Below are 17170 nucleotides of genomic sequence, written 5' to 3'. Positions count from 1 at the left end.
GTCACTATGAACCATGAGAAGCATGAGCTGCGACAATTTGTCTGCAGAATATTTGTTAAGGCTGAGACGGAGTTCACAGTTTAGATCGGCTTGTGATGCAAAAAGTACAATTATCGGTTTGGCATCTAATTTGCTTTCAATCGAACGCATTACCATTTATGGAACCATCAACTCAGTAGGCATTTGAGTTGGAATTCTATTTTTTTCGCCAAGGAGTACCCATGCTAAACATGAAGTCACTATTGGGCCTGGTTGTTACCGCCAGTTTGCTCACTGTTTTACCCGCTCAATCGACAGAAATTATTAAACTAGCCACCACTACAAGTACCGAAAACTCAGGTTTGTTAAAGGAATTATTACCTAAATTCGAAACTGAATCAGGTTATAAAGTACAAGTTATCGCAACTGGTACGGGTAAAGCACTAAAACTAGGTGAGCAAGGGGACGTAGATTTAGTGATGACCCATGCCCCAAGTGCTGAGGCAAAATTTGTGGCAGATGGCTTTGGTGTTGAGCCCCGTGGCATCATGGAAAATGATTTTGTGGTATTAGGCCCTAAAAACGACCCCGCAAAACTGCGTGAAAGTAAAACCGCCGAAGAAGCTTTTACGAAAATTGCAAAATCAGGTTTACCTTTTATCTCTCGTGGTGATAATTCAGGCACTCACATTAAAGAGCTAGAAGTATGGAAAGCAGCAGGTGTCACGCCTGATTTCAAAGGTTATACTTCCGTTGGTCAAGGTATGGGTAAAACCCTGCTAATGGCAAACGAGCTACAAGGTTATACTCTGTCTGACCGTGGCACATTCGTAGCTTATAAAACTAAACTGGATCTCAGTGTCGATTTCGATGGTGGAAAAACCTTAGCAAACCCATACCAAGTGATCCTAATCAACCCAGCTAAATACCCAGATCTGAACCACAAAGGCGCTAAAGCTTTCAGTGACTGGTTAAGTAGCAAAGAAGGCCAAACCATGATCAACAACTTCAAAGTTGAAGGCGAACAATTGTTCAAGGCAACCTATAGCGAATGAACGACGGTTGGCTAGCACTGTTACAGCAGGCCCTAAGCCTGCTGTTTTCATTGGACCCCGAAGTCTGGTCCATCATTTATGTCTCGTTTTCAGTATCTTTCGCGGCACTACTGATCACCTTGATTCCGTCTATGGTGCTCGGCTTTGTGCTGGCATTTGCGCCATTTCGTGGCAAGTGGTTAATTACCAACTTGGTTCAAACTCTGCAATCTATCCCCACTGTGGTTATCGGTCTACTGGTTTATTTGCTACTCACCCGAAATGGCCCTCTCGGTGATTTAAGGTGGTTATTTACTCAGGAGGGGATGATCCTCGGGCAAATGTTGATCTGCGCCCCCGTGCTTATCGCCATGAGCCAAGCAGCATTTACCAGCGTTGATCGCAGAGCTTGGGAAACCTCTCAGACCTTAGGAGCATCATGGGTGCGTGCCGTATGGACGGTATGTCGCGAGTTACGCATGCCGCTACTCTTGGCGATTGTTGCGGCTTTTAGCCGGATCCTCACTGAAGTTGGCTGTTCAATGATGGTCGGTGGCAATATTTTGAACATTACTCGCAATATCCCAACAGCCATTGCCCTCGAAACCAGTAAAGGCGATTTCGCCCAAGCTATCGCCCTTGGACTCGTGCTGCTAATCTTAGCCTTGATCCTTAACTTTGCCTTAGGTAGTTTACGCGGCAAAGCTATGCCAAGGAGCCATTAAGCTATGACTAAAGTCAAACTCGTTGCCCGTGACTTAGAGATGTCCTTTGGTTCACGCCGACTCTTTAACGCCGAGTTACTCGAACTACGTCAAGGAGATGTGATTTATCTACAAGGCGATAATGGCTCAGGTAAATCAACATTAATGAAGATTCTGGCGGGCTTAATGCCCCCAACAAAGGGACAAATTGACGCTCTTGGTTTTGCAAAAAACAAATGGTGGCAGCGTAATCCCTTGTTAGGTAAAGCCGTATACCTGCACCAGCATCCTTATTTGTTTGATGGCACGGTGGAATATAATCTCACCTATGGTCTAAATTTCAGTTCTGAAACGAAAGCCAAGGCGAAACAACGCATAGGTCAAGCTACTGAGATGGCGCAGCTAGGCTCGCTCTTAAATGCAAGGGCTAGCAACCTTTCCGGCGGAGAAAGGCAAAGACTCGCGATTGCGCGAGCTTGGATCCTACAACCTAAGCTGTTAATGCTGGACGAACCCACCTCCAATATGGACAAGGACTCCCAAGCTTTAGTACTGCAAATGATCCAACAATTAAAACAGGAAGGTGCAGGCATGTTACTCAGTAGCCACCAGAACTGCGCTTTGACAGCCATCTGTGAACAGCAATGGCACATAGAAAACAAACAGGTGCTTATCTCTCATCAACAGACCCATTCTCACTCTGCACAGGGAGCTCTATATGTCATTGCAAATTGATGCCGTTATTCTCGCAGGAGGCATGGCCCGCCGTATGGGGGGAGACGATAAAGGCTTAGTCGAATTAAACGGCCAAGCCATGATTAAACACACTATTGACAGGATAAAACCTCAGGTTAAGGAGATCCTGATCAACGCAAATCGTAATCAAACACGTTATGCTGAGTTCGGTTTTAGGGTAATAAGTGATGAGCATAGCGGTTTTCTCGGTCCTTTAGCGGGTATGCTAACCGCATTGGGTCATACTAAAGCTGATTATCTGCTTACCGTTCCCTGTGACAGCCCTCAACTGCCGACGGATCTTGTTGAACGCATGTTAAATGCGATTGAAACTAAGGGAGCTGACATGGCGGTTGCCAGCGACGGCGAGCGAGAGCAACCCGTAGTGCTGCTGATGAAACCAAGCCTTCGTGATTCGATGGAAGCATTCCTCAAAGCAGGGGATCGCAAAATTTTCCTTTGGTATGCTGAGCAAAACTACGCTGTTGCGACATTTGCTGATCAGCCAAATGCATTTATGAACATCAATACACCAGAAGAAAAACAGCAATTTGCCTTAGACAACCCATAGTTAAGGCTTACATAACTCAAATTAGAGGTGCAAATGAGTAACCCCTTCGTCAATCCGCTCGCTATTCCCGTTCTCGGATTTTGTGCCTACAGCGGCACGGGGAAAACCACCTTACTCAAGCAATTGATCCCTGAATTAAATCAACGTGGTTTACGTTTAGCCGTAATCAAGCATGCTCACCATAATTTCGATGTAGATATTCCCGGCAAAGATAGCTATGAGATGCGTAAAGCCGGTGCGCGACAAATGCTGGTCGCCTCCCATGTGCGCTGGGCATTGATGACTGAAGATGCGCGCGATGGCGATCCTGAGCTAGTCCATTTGCTCAAACAAATTGAAGCCGACAAAGTGGATATTGTATTGGTCGAAGGCTTTAAAAAACTCACACTCCCTAAAATTGAATTACACCGCGCAGCCCACGGCAAACCTTTTATCTATACCCATGACGAGGATATTCTCGCCATCGCCTGTTGTGATGAAACCCAGTTACCCAGTGAACTACAGCGCCTCGATATCAATAATGTCAGTAAGATAGCTGATTTTGTGGTGGAATATACCCAAAACTGGCAAGCCCCTAGCGTTAAACTTCCTATCGTTCAAGTCGATAACTGTGCCATTGGCAATAACAACAACCTCACAGTAAGCCAAGGTTTAGCGCAGATTTTATCCCATGTATCACCCGTGATAGACGTTGAAGAGGTTGACTTAGACGCTTTAGACAACCGCGTACTCGCTATCGATAGTATTTCTCCCGTCGATGTGCCACAGCAAACCAATTCAGCAATGGATGGTTACGCCTTTGTCTATCAAGAACCCATGCCAACCGCTTTAACATTAGTGGGCGAAGTGCTTGCCGGTCATCAATATTCAAGTACGCTTAACGTCGGCGAAACTGTGCGGATTATGACAGGCGCCACTGTGCCCGCAGGCGCTAATACAGTGCAACCGCGGGAACTGGCAAAAGAAGTCGATGGTATCGTTAGCTTAGAAGGCAGTATTCAATTGGGTCAGCACGTTCGCCTTGCGGGTGAAGATATTGCTAAGGGCCAAATCGCCCTACCCAAAGCCACTCGTCTTAGCGCAGCGGAGCAAGGTTTACTGGCTTCACTTGGCTTAAATCGTGTCAGCGTTTATCGCCGTCCAATCGTTGCCGTATTCTCCACGGGTGATGAAGTCAGCCAACCCGGTGAAACACTCAAAGCCAACTGCATCTATGATTCAAACCGCTTCACCATCAAAGCGATGGCGAAGCGTTTAGGTTGTGATGTAGTAGATTTAGGGATTATTGAAGATTCTGAAGCAGCCCTAGAAGCCACACTTGCCAAGGCTGCGACACTGGCCGATGTTGTGATTAGCTCAGGTGGGGTATCTGTGGGTGATGCGGATTACATTAAAACTGTACTCGCCCGCTTAGGCAATATCGATTTCTGGCGGATCAACATGCGTCCTGGTCGCCCACTCGCCTTTGGTAAGGTGGGTTCCAGTCTATTCTTCGGCCTGCCGGGAAACCCTGTCGCAGTGATGGTCTCCTTCCTGCAATTTGTGCAACCTGCCCTACGTAAGTTAGCTGGTGAGGTAAACTGGCAAGCTGCATTATTCCCCGCCATTAGCGACGAAACGCTACGTAGCCGTGAAGGCCGTACCGAATTTATTCGCGGAATTTATCAGCTTGGTAAAGATGGGCGACTGCACGTTCGCAGCACGGGTAACCAAGGCTCTGGCATGCTCAATTCTATGGTTAATGGAAACTGCCTTATCCTCATTGGCGATGAAGTAGAAACTGTGAATGCAGGCGAAACTGTGTTTATTCAGCCCTTTGCGGATCTGCTTTAGGAGCGAGTGAGCGCTTATGAGTTTAATAGTGGATTCCTTTGGCCGTAAGGTCGAATACCTGCGTCTTTCTGTCACCGACCGCTGCGATTTTCGCTGCGTATATTGTATGACAGAAAATCCCTGCTTTCTGCCAAGGGAGCACGTGCTTCACCTCGAAGAATTAGCTTGGATTGCCCAAGCATTCACTGAACTCGGAGTGACCAAAATCCGCCTAACGGGTGGCGAACCTTTAGTGCGAACCGACTGCGATCAGCTTGTCAGCCTGCTTGGCAAACTCCCTGGGCTGAACGATCTATCTATGACGACGAATGGCTCAAGACTGTCAAAATTTGCAAAACCTATGCGCGATGCGGGCCTAAAACGTCTCAACATCAGCTTAGACACACTTAATCCTGAACTTTTCACGCAATTAACCCGCAATGGAAAGTTGGAGCGCGTAATAGAAGGAATTGATGCGGCTATTGCCGCAGGCTTTGAACGTATCAAGATCAATGCCGTTATTTTAAAAGAACAAAATGACCATGAAGTGCTTGATTTAGTTGATTTCTGCCGTGAACGTGGGTTAGATATTGCCTTTATCGAAGAAATGCCTTTAGGCGAAATGGATGAGCGCAAACGAGCGCGTCACTGTAGTAGCGATGAAGTGAAATCCATAATTGACACTCGCTATCCGCTGCAACTCTCAAATAAACGCACAGGTGGCCCAGCACGTTATTACACTATGGCCGACAGCCACATTCATATCGGTTTTATCTCACCCCATAGTCATAACTTTTGCCATGAATGTAACCGCGTACGAGTCACAGTCGAAGGCCAGCTATTACTCTGTTTAGGAAATGAACACGCCATTGATCTTAAAAGCATCGTCCGCGAATACCCTGGTGATATTGAGAGGCTTAAAGCCGCTATTCTTGCAGGAATAAACCTTAAACCTAAACAGCATTATTTTGACAATAACGAAGTACAAATCCTCCGTTTTATGAATGCTACGGGCGGTTAAAAGTAAGCGATAACATTGCTGACTCACCACAGGGCTAGCATCTCAATTCGAGCGTGATAAACTCAAGTCATCGCCCAATATCCTTATGCTCGCTTGCTATGGCCTTAACCCGTAAACAATGGAATAACATCATTATTGCCGCCTGTGTTTTTATGGTGGCCATACTCACATTTCTGGATAATAAAACCCGTCATATCCCGAGTGATGCCCAGCGATTATTTGATGAAAATGCGCAGCTTTCACAGTTACAAATCGATGGTCTTTGGCTGCATAAACAAACATCTGACTGGCAATGTGATACAAAAGTACTCAACTGCAACGAATGGGCAAACGCGTGGCAAAATATACGAGTTTCACCTTTAGATATCACACCAGAACCCACTGATATACCGCAGGAGTTAATCATTCAGATAGCCGATATTAACCAAACCCAACACTGGTTTTATTTCGCAAATGATGGCTTATTAAAATCCCCCGCGGATAATTGGTATCAAATACCGCCGAGTTTGAGAGCCAAACTACAACCTATTCTCGATGCAAAACCTGCGTCTTAATTTATTCCTATTTAACGATAAAGACAGAATCCATGCCGGAATTACCAGAAGTTGAAGTCACCCGTCAGGGTATTGCACCCTTTCTCATCGGGCAAACAGTAGCAGATCTTGTGATACGCAATGGCTCGCTACGCTGGCCAGTGCCTGAAATCGCTAAACAAATTATTGGCCAAACCATACGCCAAGTGCGCCGACGTGCTAAGTACCTGTTAATTGATACAGATGCAGGCACAACCATAGTGCATTTAGGCATGTCGGGCAGTTTGCGGATCTTGCCCCGCGATACTCCTGTTGAAAAGCATGACCATATCGACTTAGTGCTCGCCAATGGTCGCATGCTACGCTTCAATGACCCTAGACGCTTTGGTGCTTGGCTATGGTGTGAACTACCTGAAGAAGCCCATCCATTGCTCGCTAAACTTGGGCCAGAACCCTTAACTAATGCCTTTAATGTTAATCAATTAGCCGCAGCATTAGCGGGGAAAAAGAAGGCGATTAAACTCTGCCTAATGGATAACCATATCGTCGTTGGCGTGGGGAATATCTATGCTAACGAGGCGCTATTTGCCGCAGGTATTCACCCAGAAGCCGAAGCGGGAAAAATCGATACAGAGCGTTTGACTCTATTAGTTACCGAGGTGAAGCAAATCTTAGCCCACGCGATTAAACAGGGTGGCACCACGCTTAAAGACTTCACCAATGCCGATGGTAAGCCGGGGTATTTTGCTCAAAAACTCCATGTTTATGGCCGCGGTGGTGAAATCTGCACCCATTGTGGTCACCTCCTGAGTGAAATCCGTTTAGGCCAACGCACCACAGTTTTTTGTAGTATTTGCCAGACACGCTAAGCATGACCACCCGCTAACAACCATAAAAAAATGCCTGCAATTTGCAGGCATTTTTACATTTACTCTTTTAACCAACGCCCCGGATGATCGGTAAAATAGCTGCGTTCTCGTTTTGGCGGTGCACATTGGGCTTTAAGTTCAGAGGCCGATAATAAAATCCACTCTTCGCGATGGGCAATCCCCATGCTCTTGCCATCGTTAATATCGAAGCAGTTGAGCTCTATCCCGCTTGGCACTAACAGATAACGCTGTTTGCTGGTTTGCATCCATTGCCACGCGTTTCGCTCTTGCTCTTCAACTGGCGCCAAATAACTAAAGTGCGTCACACTCATAGGCGAGAATAAAATAAACTGCTCTTTAAAGTTAACTAACCCTAGCTCCGCATCTTCGCCAATGACTTCTGACGTATGCAACATCAAGCTTCTTGGGGTGCGCATTTCATCGAGCATAGAGTATCCCCAAGTGCTGACCAGCGCCCAGCCCAATGCAGAGACAATGCCAACTCTCACAAGAGCAAACTGCTTACGTGCGAGCCAAAGCAGCAATAACCATAACCCCCCAAGCAGGATAAAGAGATAACCAATCCCAGTTAAATCATCTGAATAGTCGGCAAGAGCTTTAACTAAGGCAGGATGATGAATAAGAGCAAGTACCCCCGCCATCAAGACCACGCCACCTAAAAACCACAATAAGCCACTGACGAGTTTTTCAAACCAAGCCTTAGGAGAAACGCCTGTTAATACTGCCGAGGTAGCAAGTGCCAACATAGGCAGAGCAGGTAAAATATACACGTTGCGCTTACCCGGACTGATGCTAAAAAACACCACAACCAGTGCCACCCAAATCAACAGAATCGCAATAGTCGGATCGGCCTTAACCTTCTGTATCCATTGCTTCCAGTATGCAATCACCAGCAGCGAAATCGGGAACCACATCCAAGGGATCACGCTCAAAATGAAGAAATACCAAGGCTTAATATGATGCCAAGCGTTGACATAACGCTCACCGGTTTGCTTAAACAAGATGTTGTTTTGATAGGCGACAAGCTCAGGCGTACCATGGGCTTGAACTGTTAGCACCATAGGCACTAACCAGCAGGCAATCACGGCAAGCATAGCCAAAGGCCCAGCAAGACACAGCCAAGTCAAACGGCCCTGAAAACGGCTTCTGTCTTTAACGGCATAAAGACTAATAGGGATCAGCATCAGCAAAGGTAAGAATCCCACTCCCTTAGTGATCACACCTAGCCCCATAAAACCCCAGCCAATAAAATACCAACGCCAATGGGGGCCAAGCATAAAGTGGCGGATCAAACCGTAACATCCCACAGTGATCCAACACATCACCATGGCATCAATCTGGGCATTCTTAGCCTGCATTAAAAACTGCGGCACTATCAAGAGTAACAAGGCTGCATTGCGGCCAACACGCACATTCCATAGTCTTGCGCCAAGATCGTAAACGAGGAATACCGTCAACAGACCACATAAAGCATTCGGCAGCAGAAAGGCAAGTTTAAGTGAGCTTGTTAGTTGGTAAAACAGCGCGATAGTCCACATAAACACTGGTGGCTTATCGGGATAGTATTCGCCCCCACGGGTTGGAAATAACCACTGGCCTGAAGACACCATTTCCCGCGCGACCTCCACGAAACGCGGCTCATCTGCGGGCCAAGGGGAGCGAAAACCAACCCCCACCAGCAAAATCAGCAAGCTCATCAAGAGTAAAGGCCAAAGTACTTGGTAATAGTCTTCACTATTGAAACGACGACTAAGTGCTTCCATTCTGAATCCTTATTCTTCAGTTTCTAATGCATCCACCTGTTTACGCAGGTTAGAACGGTACAAATACGCGCCAATTATGCTTGAGATAATAAATAATCCGATGCTGATCCCGAGCTGATAATGATCCGATAACCCTATGCCCGCGCCCGCGAAACTAAAAATCAGCATTTGCGGTAAATATCCTAATACGCTGCCCAGCATAAAGCCCCCCAAGGGAACATGGGTCGATCCGGCAAACAGATTAGTGAGTAAATTACTGCCGACGGGCAGTAAACGGATCATCAGCACTTTCAGCCAAGTTTTATCGATAATCAGCGCTTCAAACTTTTGCAACCTACGTCCAAAGCGGTGCTGCAAACTGCTGCGGATGGTTAATCTCGCCACATAAAAAGCTAACACGCAGCCCAACAAGGCAGCCAGAGTCGAAAATAAACCACCATAAATGCCGCCCAAGGCAAAACCAAAGACAAAAGCAATGACTTGTCTTGGGCCTCCCACAGCAGTAAATAAAGCGCCCACGGCCAGTAACACTAAGAGGGAAAATGTACCTCCATCGGCAATAAAACGTGCGACCCAGTTGCTATCAGTAACATGCTCGAATAACCCTTGCTGGGCAGCAAACATCAATACCAGCAAAATACAGACAATCAATACCGCCTTATAGACTCGCTGCATGCTAGTCACGCCAGCTCGTTTCGCTTCGAACAACCTTAGCTACTTTGGCTCTACGCCCTAGCCACATTACGCCCATAATATCGACGATACCGACCCATACTCGATTCCAAGCCGTATACTTGGACACCCCCACTTGACGATCCCTATGATTCACCACTGAAATGAAAATTTCACCGCCCATACGGCGCACTAAAGCAGGAATGTATCTGTGCATATGATCGAAATAGGGCAATCGAAGGAAGGTTTCTCGGGGAAATAACTTAAGACCGCAACCGGTATCTGGCACACCATCGTGCAAAAGAGTATCGCGAACCTTATTGGCAAAGCGAGATTGAAATCGCTTCCAAGCCGTATCCTTACGGTTTTTACGGTAGCCCGCAATACAGAAATGCTCGGCATGGATCCGCGGCAATAGGGCTAACATGGCTGGAATATCGGCGGGATCATTTTGGCCGTCGGCATCTAAAGTCACAATATATTTGCCGCGGGCATGTAAAATGCCAGTCGATATTGCGGTACTCTGCCCAGTGCTATGCTCATGGCGAATCGCCTTCGCATCACATTGCTTTTCAACAGCTGTGCGCATCACTTCACCAAAGGTATCATCTTGGCTGCCGTCATCGACGACAAGGATTTCAAACTCAGTCAAACCCTCAAAGGCTTGGCATATCTCTTTCATTAGTGGGCCAATATTGCCCACCTCATCTTTAGCGGGGATCACGATAGAGATCAATTCAACGCTCCACAACTTTATGACCACAAATACGGTATCACATAATTATTGCAAAACTAACATCTGCAATAATAGCGGGCAAACAGTATGCCATATTGGTATTATAAACTAGACAAAAGACAAGAAAGCTATTTAATTTGGAACTGAGGATTTCATAGAATGGTCATACTTCCAATAAAATAGTGTTAATTCATGAAGCGAAACGCGTAACACAAGTTAAAGAGCATGAGTGCATTATAGTCGATAAATCACTCGAAGATTGCCTGCAAAACAAGCCACTGAATTTAACCGCAACATGCAAAAAGGTCTGCGAGAATGCAGACCTTTGCTTAGATTTAGCTTAATTAAAAACGATACTCAAAACTGCTAAAGAGTGTGGTATTAGTATCATTGTCTTGAACTTCAAATTCCGATCTCGATACTGTTCCACCCAAGCTCAGCATACCTTTCCATACTGGCATTCGATAGGAAAGCTCAAGCATCAATAAATCCTCTTTGGCCGGCTGTGGCGCCCACGTATTGACCACATTGGTGCCATCTTTATTCAGTTGAGCGTAACGCAGCAGTGAGGTAAAACCTCGGCTATTATTGAACTGCCCCACCAAGCCCAACACAAACACTTGGGCATCACTGTCATAGGTAGAACCTATTGCACGACCATAATAGCGAGAACCGCTCAAATAGACGGGATCTTCATAGAAGCAATTTGCACTGTCGCCATCACACTTAACATAGGTGTCAGAGTATTCCATAAACAGCTTAAACTGCTGACTCGAAGTACCAAAATGAGTATCTATTCCCCAAAGGGAACCACAGTCGCTACCATTCTCACAACTACGCTCTAGATATAAACCCACTGGAATATCCTGCCAAGTATCGGCATAGCGCATATCGATACTTTGGGTTCTGTGCCCGGCATCGCGGCGCTGGTCGAACGCGCAATCATTCGAACCATCAATGCAAACAGAGTCACTTACTACCGCATCCCACCAAGAACTTACGTCACACTCTTGGCCTTCACCACAAAATAGTGTCGACCAAGACAATCCCACTTCAACCTGTTTAATCGGCCTTGCACTGAAGCGCATATCCCACTCTGCTGTCTTAGACACGGCGCGGTCAACTTCAGCTAAGCTGAACCCCGTTTTAAATGTCCAAGGGCCAATCCAAGATAACCAAGGGGTTTCAAAGGCCGAAGCATTGTTACGACTTAAGGTTAAGGATTGCATAGGGCGAGCATTGTTGGATCGGTGAAGTGCAGAGTCAAATCCCGCTCCCCACCACTGTTCAACCGAACCTAAGGTTGCAATCCAGTTACCAAAGATAATCGCGAAATAGGACTCATCAAGACGGAAGTTTTTATCATCTTGGGGATCATAGGTTTCAGCTACAGTGGTCTTATAGGCTATGCGTGAACCAAGATACTCATAAGAACCCAGCACCTTACCTTTCTCACGGTAGCCAGAGCCATAATGTTGAAACCTTGCAGGATCCGTTGCCACCGACAGTTTTATCCGTGCATTACCACGATTCTCAACTGCATTGTGGTAGTAAAAATTAACCCGCGCAAAAGCTTGTACTAATGATGCTGAAAGTAGCTCTGGTTCGACTTCCGCTAAATCACCACCAATCCCTGACCACATCAAGGGATAAGTATTGACTGGTACAGTGATAACACCCGCATCGGCCAGCGCCTGAATATCGGCTCTAAGATAAATATCTGAGGCATCAACCCAAGGCGCAGCGGCAAGCATTGAAGAAAATAATAGGCCAGAGGCAACGCTAGTAGCGAGGATAGTGGGGGTTAAAAAAGCCTTCATAACATCCTTTTAGGTATCGTCGCGAGGTCACAATGCCTCAAGAATAACACAACTTATCTAGGTAAAAACTAAATAGGTTAGCAGCAAAAATCTAGGAATTAACCGACTTAAGCTTTGCCGCTAAGGCAGCCGCCACCTCAGGGTGCACAAATTGGCTGACATCGCCACCGTGCAGAGCCACTTCTTTTACTAAGGTCGAAGAAATAAAAGAGTTTTCCTCTGCAGGTGTTAAAAATACGCTTTCAAGATCTGGGCTCAATCTACGATTCATATTCGCCAACTGGAATTCATATTCAAAATCAGACACAGCACGTAAACCACGCACGAGTACGCTGGCCTTTTGCTCCTTGGCAAAATCCACCAAGAGACCAGAAAAACCAACCACGTCAACATTATTCAGATGAGCGGTAACACGATTAACCAGTTCAACACGCTCTGCCAAGGTAAATCTTGGCTGCTTAGAGGGATTGGCCGCAATGCCAATAGTCACGTGCTTAAATAGCTTAGCCGCACGCTCAATCAAGTCGGTATGACCATTGGTAATAGGGTCGAAAGTCCCAGGATAAATAGCTCTTGTATGCATAGTAAAAGTACATCCCCGCTTTCATCTATTAAGTAAGGGGACCAAAGTAATCCCTCTTAGTACGTTGTTGACTCAATGAGCTGATTAAATGCAATCAATTTGTTGCAGTAATTATTTATCTTATAAAATCAATGAAATATAGATAAAACCCTTTAATACTCAGACGCATTATATACGAATTTAATACAGATATCTGACAATCATAATTCAAACCTAAACAGTTAAAAAATGGCTTTCGGCATAATCCGAGCCTAGGCTCGTAGCAAACTTTAGAAAAAAAGTTTAAAATATATGGAATTTAAATGAGATACAAAGAGTTACAATTTGACTTTGCTATGCGTAACTGAGTCATCTTAAAAATCCGCAGTAAATTACTAAAAAATGCTGAGAGCCACAAACTGCAATAAAATCTATAAACCAATCACCCAATAAGATGCTTTAATTTTCTTGGCTAATGCCTAACAGCATTAACCAATAAGCATTTTGTATAATTATATTTTTAGTAAAAGGTGTTCAAGTGATAGACCATTCCTTTAAATTAAAACTTCATACTCATGGAGGGATAATACTATTTAATTCACTCATCGCGATGGCCATTGCTAGCCGCTATTTTGCTTTTTTACCTGAACTCCCTAGCGACAGCCTTGGGATTTTTTTCATGCTTGTCAGTACTTTCTCACAAATGGCACTACTCGCGGGGATTTTGGGGTTAGTGACACTGCCCTTACTTTATTTCCCCAAGGTATTAAGACAACTTCTCCAATCAGGAACGGCGGCATTAGGCATAAGCGTATTAGTCATTGACACCTTCGTCTTCGCCCAATATCGTTTTCATATCAATGCAGTCGTACTCGATCTAATTCTAGCGGGCCAAATTGTCAGCTTCCCGTGGTCAACTTGGGTAATGGTCAGTGTTGGGGTAGGACTCTTATGGATTGGTGAATGGTTATTTATTCGTTGGCTAGAAACCGCTCCTTTGCAACAAAAATTATTAAACCGCTATTTTTTATCATTAACTATCACAGCATTACTCTCAACTCATGTAGTGCATATCTGGGCTGCAGCTAATGCATACCAGCCTGTCACCCAGCTAAAACGTTACTTGCCACTGTTTTATCCTGCAACAGCAAACAGTCTAATGCGCAAATATGGCTATATTAACGAACCAGCAATCGCCCAACAAAAGGCACTAACCTTAAAAAGTAAAAGTGACTTACGTTACCCAATTGAACAACTGAGTTTTGCAGAAGTATCGAAACCTACCAATATCCTGCTGATCGTGATTGACTCTTGGCGAGCGGATACTTTTAACGCAGATAATACGCCTAACCTGTGGGAGATCGCACAATCTGGTGTCATATTTAACCAGCACATTGCTTCTGGCAACTCAACAAGGGCGGGTATTTTTGGTATCTTTTACGGTATACCTGGTACTTACTGGCACGCCATGTTGGCCAATCAACAAAGCCCCTTAATAATAGACCGATTACAACAACTCAATTACCAGATGGGAATTTTTACTGCTGCGCAATTGCACCAACCTGAATTTGACCAAACAGTGTTTGCAAATATTGATAATTTACGTATCGGTTCATCAGGCGCAAGCCCATCAGCACTGGATGCTAACCTAGTTAAAGATTGGACAGCATGGTATGCACAACGTGATAAACAGAGGCCAGTATTCTCATTTTTATTTTTTGATTCTCCGCACGGTTACGATTTCCCCAGTGATTACCCTCATCGCTATGAACCCATGCTAAGTGAAATTAACTACTTACAATTGAATAATAACTCAGATCCAGTCCCATTCTTTAATCGCTACAAAACCAGTGTTCATTATGTTGATAGCTTAGCCAAACAGGTATTAGAAACACTTAAGTCATCTGGTGAACTCGATAACACTCTAGTAATTATAACGGGTGATCATGCTCAAGAAATCAATGACAATAAACTAAATTTCTGGGGTCATAATAGTAATTATACTGACGCTCAAGTTAAAGTACCATTTGCAATAGTGGGGCCTAAAGTTAATGTTGAAATGATATCAAAGAGTAATAATAAACTCACAAGTCACCAAGATGTAGTACCGACATTAATGGAAAACTATTTGGGTGTAAAAAGCCCAATAAACCATTACTCTGTAGGTAAAAATCTTCTCAATCAAATAATGGAACGTCCCTGGATCATATCCACGGATTATAATGGTTTCGCTATAATAACTGACAAGTCAATTTTAGAAGTGGGAGCCAGTGGTCAATATGAGCTATTGGACAAAACTAATCGACCACTTAAAAACCAACAACCTAACTTTGACTATTTACAACAAGCATTGGAACAATTAAGTCGTTTCAACAAGTAACAATAAATAAAAAGGTTAAGGTTTTTAGCATATGCAGTAGATAAGATAAACACTCAATTACGTTCAGATTGCTAGGATCAGCGGTTACAATATTCCCAATTAACCGCTGTTCTAGGCTGACTTACCTAGGTTGTTTTGAAGGATACGCCCCGTTACCCATGATCCAATTTTTAAAATAACGTAGCCTCACACTCGGTTAAATCGGCACAACCATAAGGCATCAAAGCGCCTAAATCACTGCCCTAAATAAGCTTGACGTTGTGGGTTGTGGCTAATTTGGGGAACACTCAGCTCCTGACTAGGAATCCAAAATTGAGGCTCATAAGCCTAATGCGCCCCTTCTTTATGCGGTTTACAGCAGATGTTGCGCTATTTTGAACAGTTGTTTAGGGCAAGATACTCTTGTATCCACTTTGCTAACTCAACTTACATAAATACCATAAATTTATTGCTCGCCAGTCTACTCGTTTTAACCTAATGAGTGAATAATCAGAGCTAAACCCCCTTCAAATACCCTCCAAAACTTAAACAGAGCTAACAATTCCGGCGATTAACCCCACGTAAAGGCCTTAACTGATATAATGTCGCCACTCAGTATATTGAATTAACACAGATCAAAGACAGCCGCGGTTTCACTCAAGTTCATTGTTTAGCCAAGCTTGATTGAAAGTAGCGAGATCCAGATCCACGCATTAGAGCACTTATATGAAGAAAATCGCGATTTTTTGTCATAACTTTTTCTCCAACGGCACTGTCAAAGTAGCCTTATCCCAAGCTGAAGTGTTACAGCAAGCTGGGCAAGATGTATATTTGTTTGTGTTCCACAAAGAAGGTGATTTTATGCCACCGCAAAATGTAACGATTCATTATCTGTTTGAAGCGGGCCAGAAACCTTCGTTACATGAACAGAGACAACAGCTGAAAGCGAAAGTAACTGAGGTCGAGAAAACAGGTAAATTCTCACTCTTTTTAAGTAATTCAACTGACTGTGATATCGTGGTTTCCGGTTGTGATTTCGAACCTTGTTACTATTTCTGTCACTGCGCTTTAAAACAAGAACTACTGATGGAGCTAAAGCGCGGCCCAGTACATTTCTGGCGCAGATGGAAAAAAGCCAAGGCTCTAATTGGCAAAAAAATCATTACTGTATCAAATGGTATCGCAGACGAGCTCCGAACCACCTCTTGGTTAAAGCCAAAGAGCGTGCAAACTATTTACAATCCTTTTCGCTTAGAGGAAATACAAAAGAAAGCTAAAGAAGTGATCGCAGACATTCCGACCGAACCTTATATGATCCATGTAGGTCGAGTCACTCGTCAAAAGCGCCATGACATCCTCTTTAAAGCACTTAGGGACATGCCGACAGCGCCTAAGTTAGTACTACTGTGCAATAGACCAAACAAGGCTCGTAAATTAGCCAAAAAATATGGTGTTGAACACCGGATTATCACCCCAGGTTTTCAGCATAATCCCTATGCTTGGATTGCCAGAGCAGAATTGATGCTATTGAGTTCCGACTTTGAAGGCTTGCCCACTGTAATTATTGAAGCTTTGGTCTGTGGCACGCCAGTTGTTAGTACTGACTGTCCCCACGGACCGAATGAAATCCTTACAGGACACTTAGCCAAATATTTAGTACCCGTTCGCCAACCAGCGCTACTAGCGCAAAGGGCTCTTGAATGCCTAACATCGCCCCCATCACTTGAAGATCTTGAGATTCTTAAAGCCGTAGATAGCCAATTTATTGCCCAGCAATATATTGAGTTAAGTAGGGATTAAACCAAACTATGACTTCGTAACTCACCTGAACTGTACATAAAAAGATCACAAAAACCCCAAGCCTCGATCTGCAGGGCGGGATTAAGCTTTGTTAAATCTCTTAACCAAAGAAAATCTCGCTCCTAAAATCACCATTCCATGCTGCCTTTCTTATTTTGGTTGGTTTACTGGCTTTTAGC

The 17170-nt window shown here is 44.6% G+C and carries 15 protein-coding genes; 10 read left to right on the top strand and 5 right to left on the bottom strand.

Annotation, left to right across the window (positions count from 1 at the left end; translation table 11 throughout):
* The first annotated feature begins 221 nt into the window (after positions 1-221).
* The 8 genes from L2744_RS14650 to mutM all read left to right on the top strand — a co-directional run bounded on the left by L2744_RS14650 (position 222) and on the right by mutM (position 7258).
* Positions 222-1034, top strand: coding sequence for an ABC transporter substrate-binding protein (locus L2744_RS14650; RefSeq protein WP_248992612.1), 813 nt, complete (start codon positions 222-224; stop codon positions 1032-1034).
* Entirely contained in the window at positions 1031-1738 is a 708-nt protein-coding gene (locus L2744_RS14645) for an ABC transporter permease (RefSeq protein ID WP_248992611.1), read from the top strand. The genes L2744_RS14650 and L2744_RS14645 overlap by 4 nt, the downstream gene beginning before the upstream one ends.
* 3 nt (positions 1739-1741) lie before the next feature.
* Positions 1742-2452 (top strand): ABC transporter ATP-binding protein, encoded by a 711-nt coding sequence (locus L2744_RS14640; RefSeq protein WP_248992610.1) that lies wholly within the window; start codon positions 1742-1744, stop codon positions 2450-2452.
* On the top strand, positions 2436-3023 hold the full coding sequence (gene mobA / locus L2744_RS14635; RefSeq protein WP_248992609.1) for a molybdenum cofactor guanylyltransferase MobA: 588 nt from the start codon (positions 2436-2438) through the stop codon (positions 3021-3023). The genes L2744_RS14640 and mobA overlap by 17 nt, the downstream gene beginning before the upstream one ends.
* Positions 3024-3056: 33 nt before the next feature.
* Entirely contained in the window at positions 3057-4856 is a 1800-nt protein-coding gene (locus L2744_RS14630) for a bifunctional molybdopterin-guanine dinucleotide biosynthesis adaptor protein MobB/molybdopterin molybdotransferase MoeA (protein ID WP_248992608.1), read from the top strand.
* A gap of 16 nt (positions 4857-4872) precedes the next feature.
* The gene (moaA, locus tag L2744_RS14625) at positions 4873-5856 is read left to right on the top strand and encodes a GTP 3',8-cyclase MoaA (RefSeq protein ID WP_248992607.1); all 984 of its coding nucleotides are present in this window, start codon (positions 4873-4875) and stop codon (positions 5854-5856) included.
* Positions 5857-5954: 98 nt separating this feature from the next.
* Positions 5955-6410, top strand: coding sequence for a hypothetical protein (locus L2744_RS14620; RefSeq protein ID WP_248992606.1), 456 nt, complete (start codon positions 5955-5957; stop codon positions 6408-6410).
* 32 nt (positions 6411-6442) lie between these two features.
* Positions 6443-7258, top strand: coding sequence for a bifunctional DNA-formamidopyrimidine glycosylase/DNA-(apurinic or apyrimidinic site) lyase (gene mutM / locus L2744_RS14615; protein ID WP_248992605.1), 816 nt, complete (start codon positions 6443-6445; stop codon positions 7256-7258).
* A 59-nt stretch (positions 7259-7317) separates the two neighbouring features.
* On the opposite strand, the gene L2744_RS14610 is transcribed toward mutM, so the two are convergent.
* From L2744_RS14610 to coaD, 5 genes are all read right to left on the bottom strand, one after another.
* Positions 7318-9042, bottom strand: a complete 1725-nt coding sequence (locus tag L2744_RS14610; protein WP_248992604.1) for an ArnT family glycosyltransferase — start codon at positions 9040-9042, stop codon at positions 7318-7320.
* 9 nt (positions 9043-9051) lie between these two features.
* Complete coding sequence (locus L2744_RS14605) at positions 9052-9717, bottom strand: TVP38/TMEM64 family protein (protein WP_248992640.1); 666 nt, start codon at positions 9715-9717, stop codon at positions 9052-9054.
* Between the two features lies 1 nt (position 9718).
* Positions 9719-10450, bottom strand: a complete 732-nt coding sequence (locus L2744_RS14600; RefSeq protein ID WP_248992603.1) for a glycosyltransferase family 2 protein — start codon at positions 10448-10450, stop codon at positions 9719-9721.
* A gap of 344 nt (positions 10451-10794) precedes the next feature.
* Positions 10795-12270, bottom strand: coding sequence for a capsule assembly Wzi family protein (locus L2744_RS14595; protein ID WP_248992602.1), 1476 nt, complete (start codon positions 12268-12270; stop codon positions 10795-10797).
* A 91-nt stretch (positions 12271-12361) separates the two neighbouring features.
* Positions 12362-12853 carry a pantetheine-phosphate adenylyltransferase gene (gene coaD, locus L2744_RS14590; protein WP_248992601.1) on the bottom strand — a complete coding sequence of 164 codons (492 nt, stop codon included), beginning with the start codon at positions 12851-12853 and terminating at the stop codon, positions 12362-12364.
* 517 nt (positions 12854-13370) lie between these two features.
* Between coaD and L2744_RS21660 the strand changes: the two genes are divergently transcribed.
* Both L2744_RS21660 and L2744_RS14580 read left to right on the top strand, forming a co-directional pair.
* Positions 13371-15212, top strand: a complete 1842-nt coding sequence (locus L2744_RS21660; protein WP_248992600.1) for a DUF3413 domain-containing protein — start codon at positions 13371-13373, stop codon at positions 15210-15212.
* A 705-nt stretch (positions 15213-15917) separates the two neighbouring features.
* The gene (locus tag L2744_RS14580; RefSeq protein WP_248992599.1) at positions 15918-16991 is read left to right on the top strand and encodes a glycosyltransferase; all 1074 of its coding nucleotides are present in this window, start codon (positions 15918-15920) and stop codon (positions 16989-16991) included.
* The last annotated feature ends 179 nt before the right edge of the window (positions 16992-17170 follow it).

This window comes from Shewanella profunda (genome assembly GCF_023283765.1).
GTDB lineage: Bacteria > Pseudomonadota > Gammaproteobacteria > Enterobacterales > Shewanellaceae > Shewanella > Shewanella profunda.
The sequence above is the reverse complement of the archived record's forward strand: the minus strand, read 5'-3'. Positions and strand labels throughout refer to the sequence as shown.

What these genes read in the sequence shown, in the direction of transcription:
- mobA (WP_248992609.1), top strand. Translation starts at nt 2,436, where the DNA reads ATGTCATTGCAAATTGATGCCGTTATTCTCGCAGGAGGCATGGCCCGC.
- moaA (WP_248992607.1), top strand. Translation starts at nt 4,873, where the DNA reads ATGAGTTTAATAGTGGATTCCTTTGGCCGTAAGGTCGAATACCTGCGT.
- L2744_RS14645 (WP_248992611.1), top strand. Translation starts at nt 1,031, where the DNA reads ATGAACGACGGTTGGCTAGCACTGTTACAGCAGGCCCTAAGCCTGCTG.
- L2744_RS14595 (WP_248992602.1), bottom strand. Translation starts at nt 12,270, where the DNA reads ATGAAGGCTTTTTTAACCCCCACTATCCTCGCTACTAGCGTTGCCTCT.
- L2744_RS14630 (WP_248992608.1), top strand. Translation starts at nt 3,057, where the DNA reads ATGAGTAACCCCTTCGTCAATCCGCTCGCTATTCCCGTTCTCGGATTT.
- L2744_RS14620 (WP_248992606.1), top strand. Translation starts at nt 5,955, where the DNA reads ATGGCCTTAACCCGTAAACAATGGAATAACATCATTATTGCCGCCTGT.
- L2744_RS14580 (WP_248992599.1), top strand. Translation starts at nt 15,918, where the DNA reads ATGAAGAAAATCGCGATTTTTTGTCATAACTTTTTCTCCAACGGCACT.
- coaD (WP_248992601.1), bottom strand. Translation starts at nt 12,853, where the DNA reads ATGCATACAAGAGCTATTTATCCTGGGACTTTCGACCCTATTACCAAT.
- L2744_RS14640 (WP_248992610.1), top strand. Translation starts at nt 1,742, where the DNA reads ATGACTAAAGTCAAACTCGTTGCCCGTGACTTAGAGATGTCCTTTGGT.
- mutM (WP_248992605.1), top strand. Translation starts at nt 6,443, where the DNA reads ATGCCGGAATTACCAGAAGTTGAAGTCACCCGTCAGGGTATTGCACCC.
- L2744_RS14650 (WP_248992612.1), top strand. Translation starts at nt 222, where the DNA reads ATGCTAAACATGAAGTCACTATTGGGCCTGGTTGTTACCGCCAGTTTG.
- L2744_RS14605 (WP_248992640.1), bottom strand. Translation starts at nt 9,717, where the DNA reads ATGCAGCGAGTCTATAAGGCGGTATTGATTGTCTGTATTTTGCTGGTA.
- L2744_RS14610 (WP_248992604.1), bottom strand. Translation starts at nt 9,042, where the DNA reads ATGGAAGCACTTAGTCGTCGTTTCAATAGTGAAGACTATTACCAAGTA.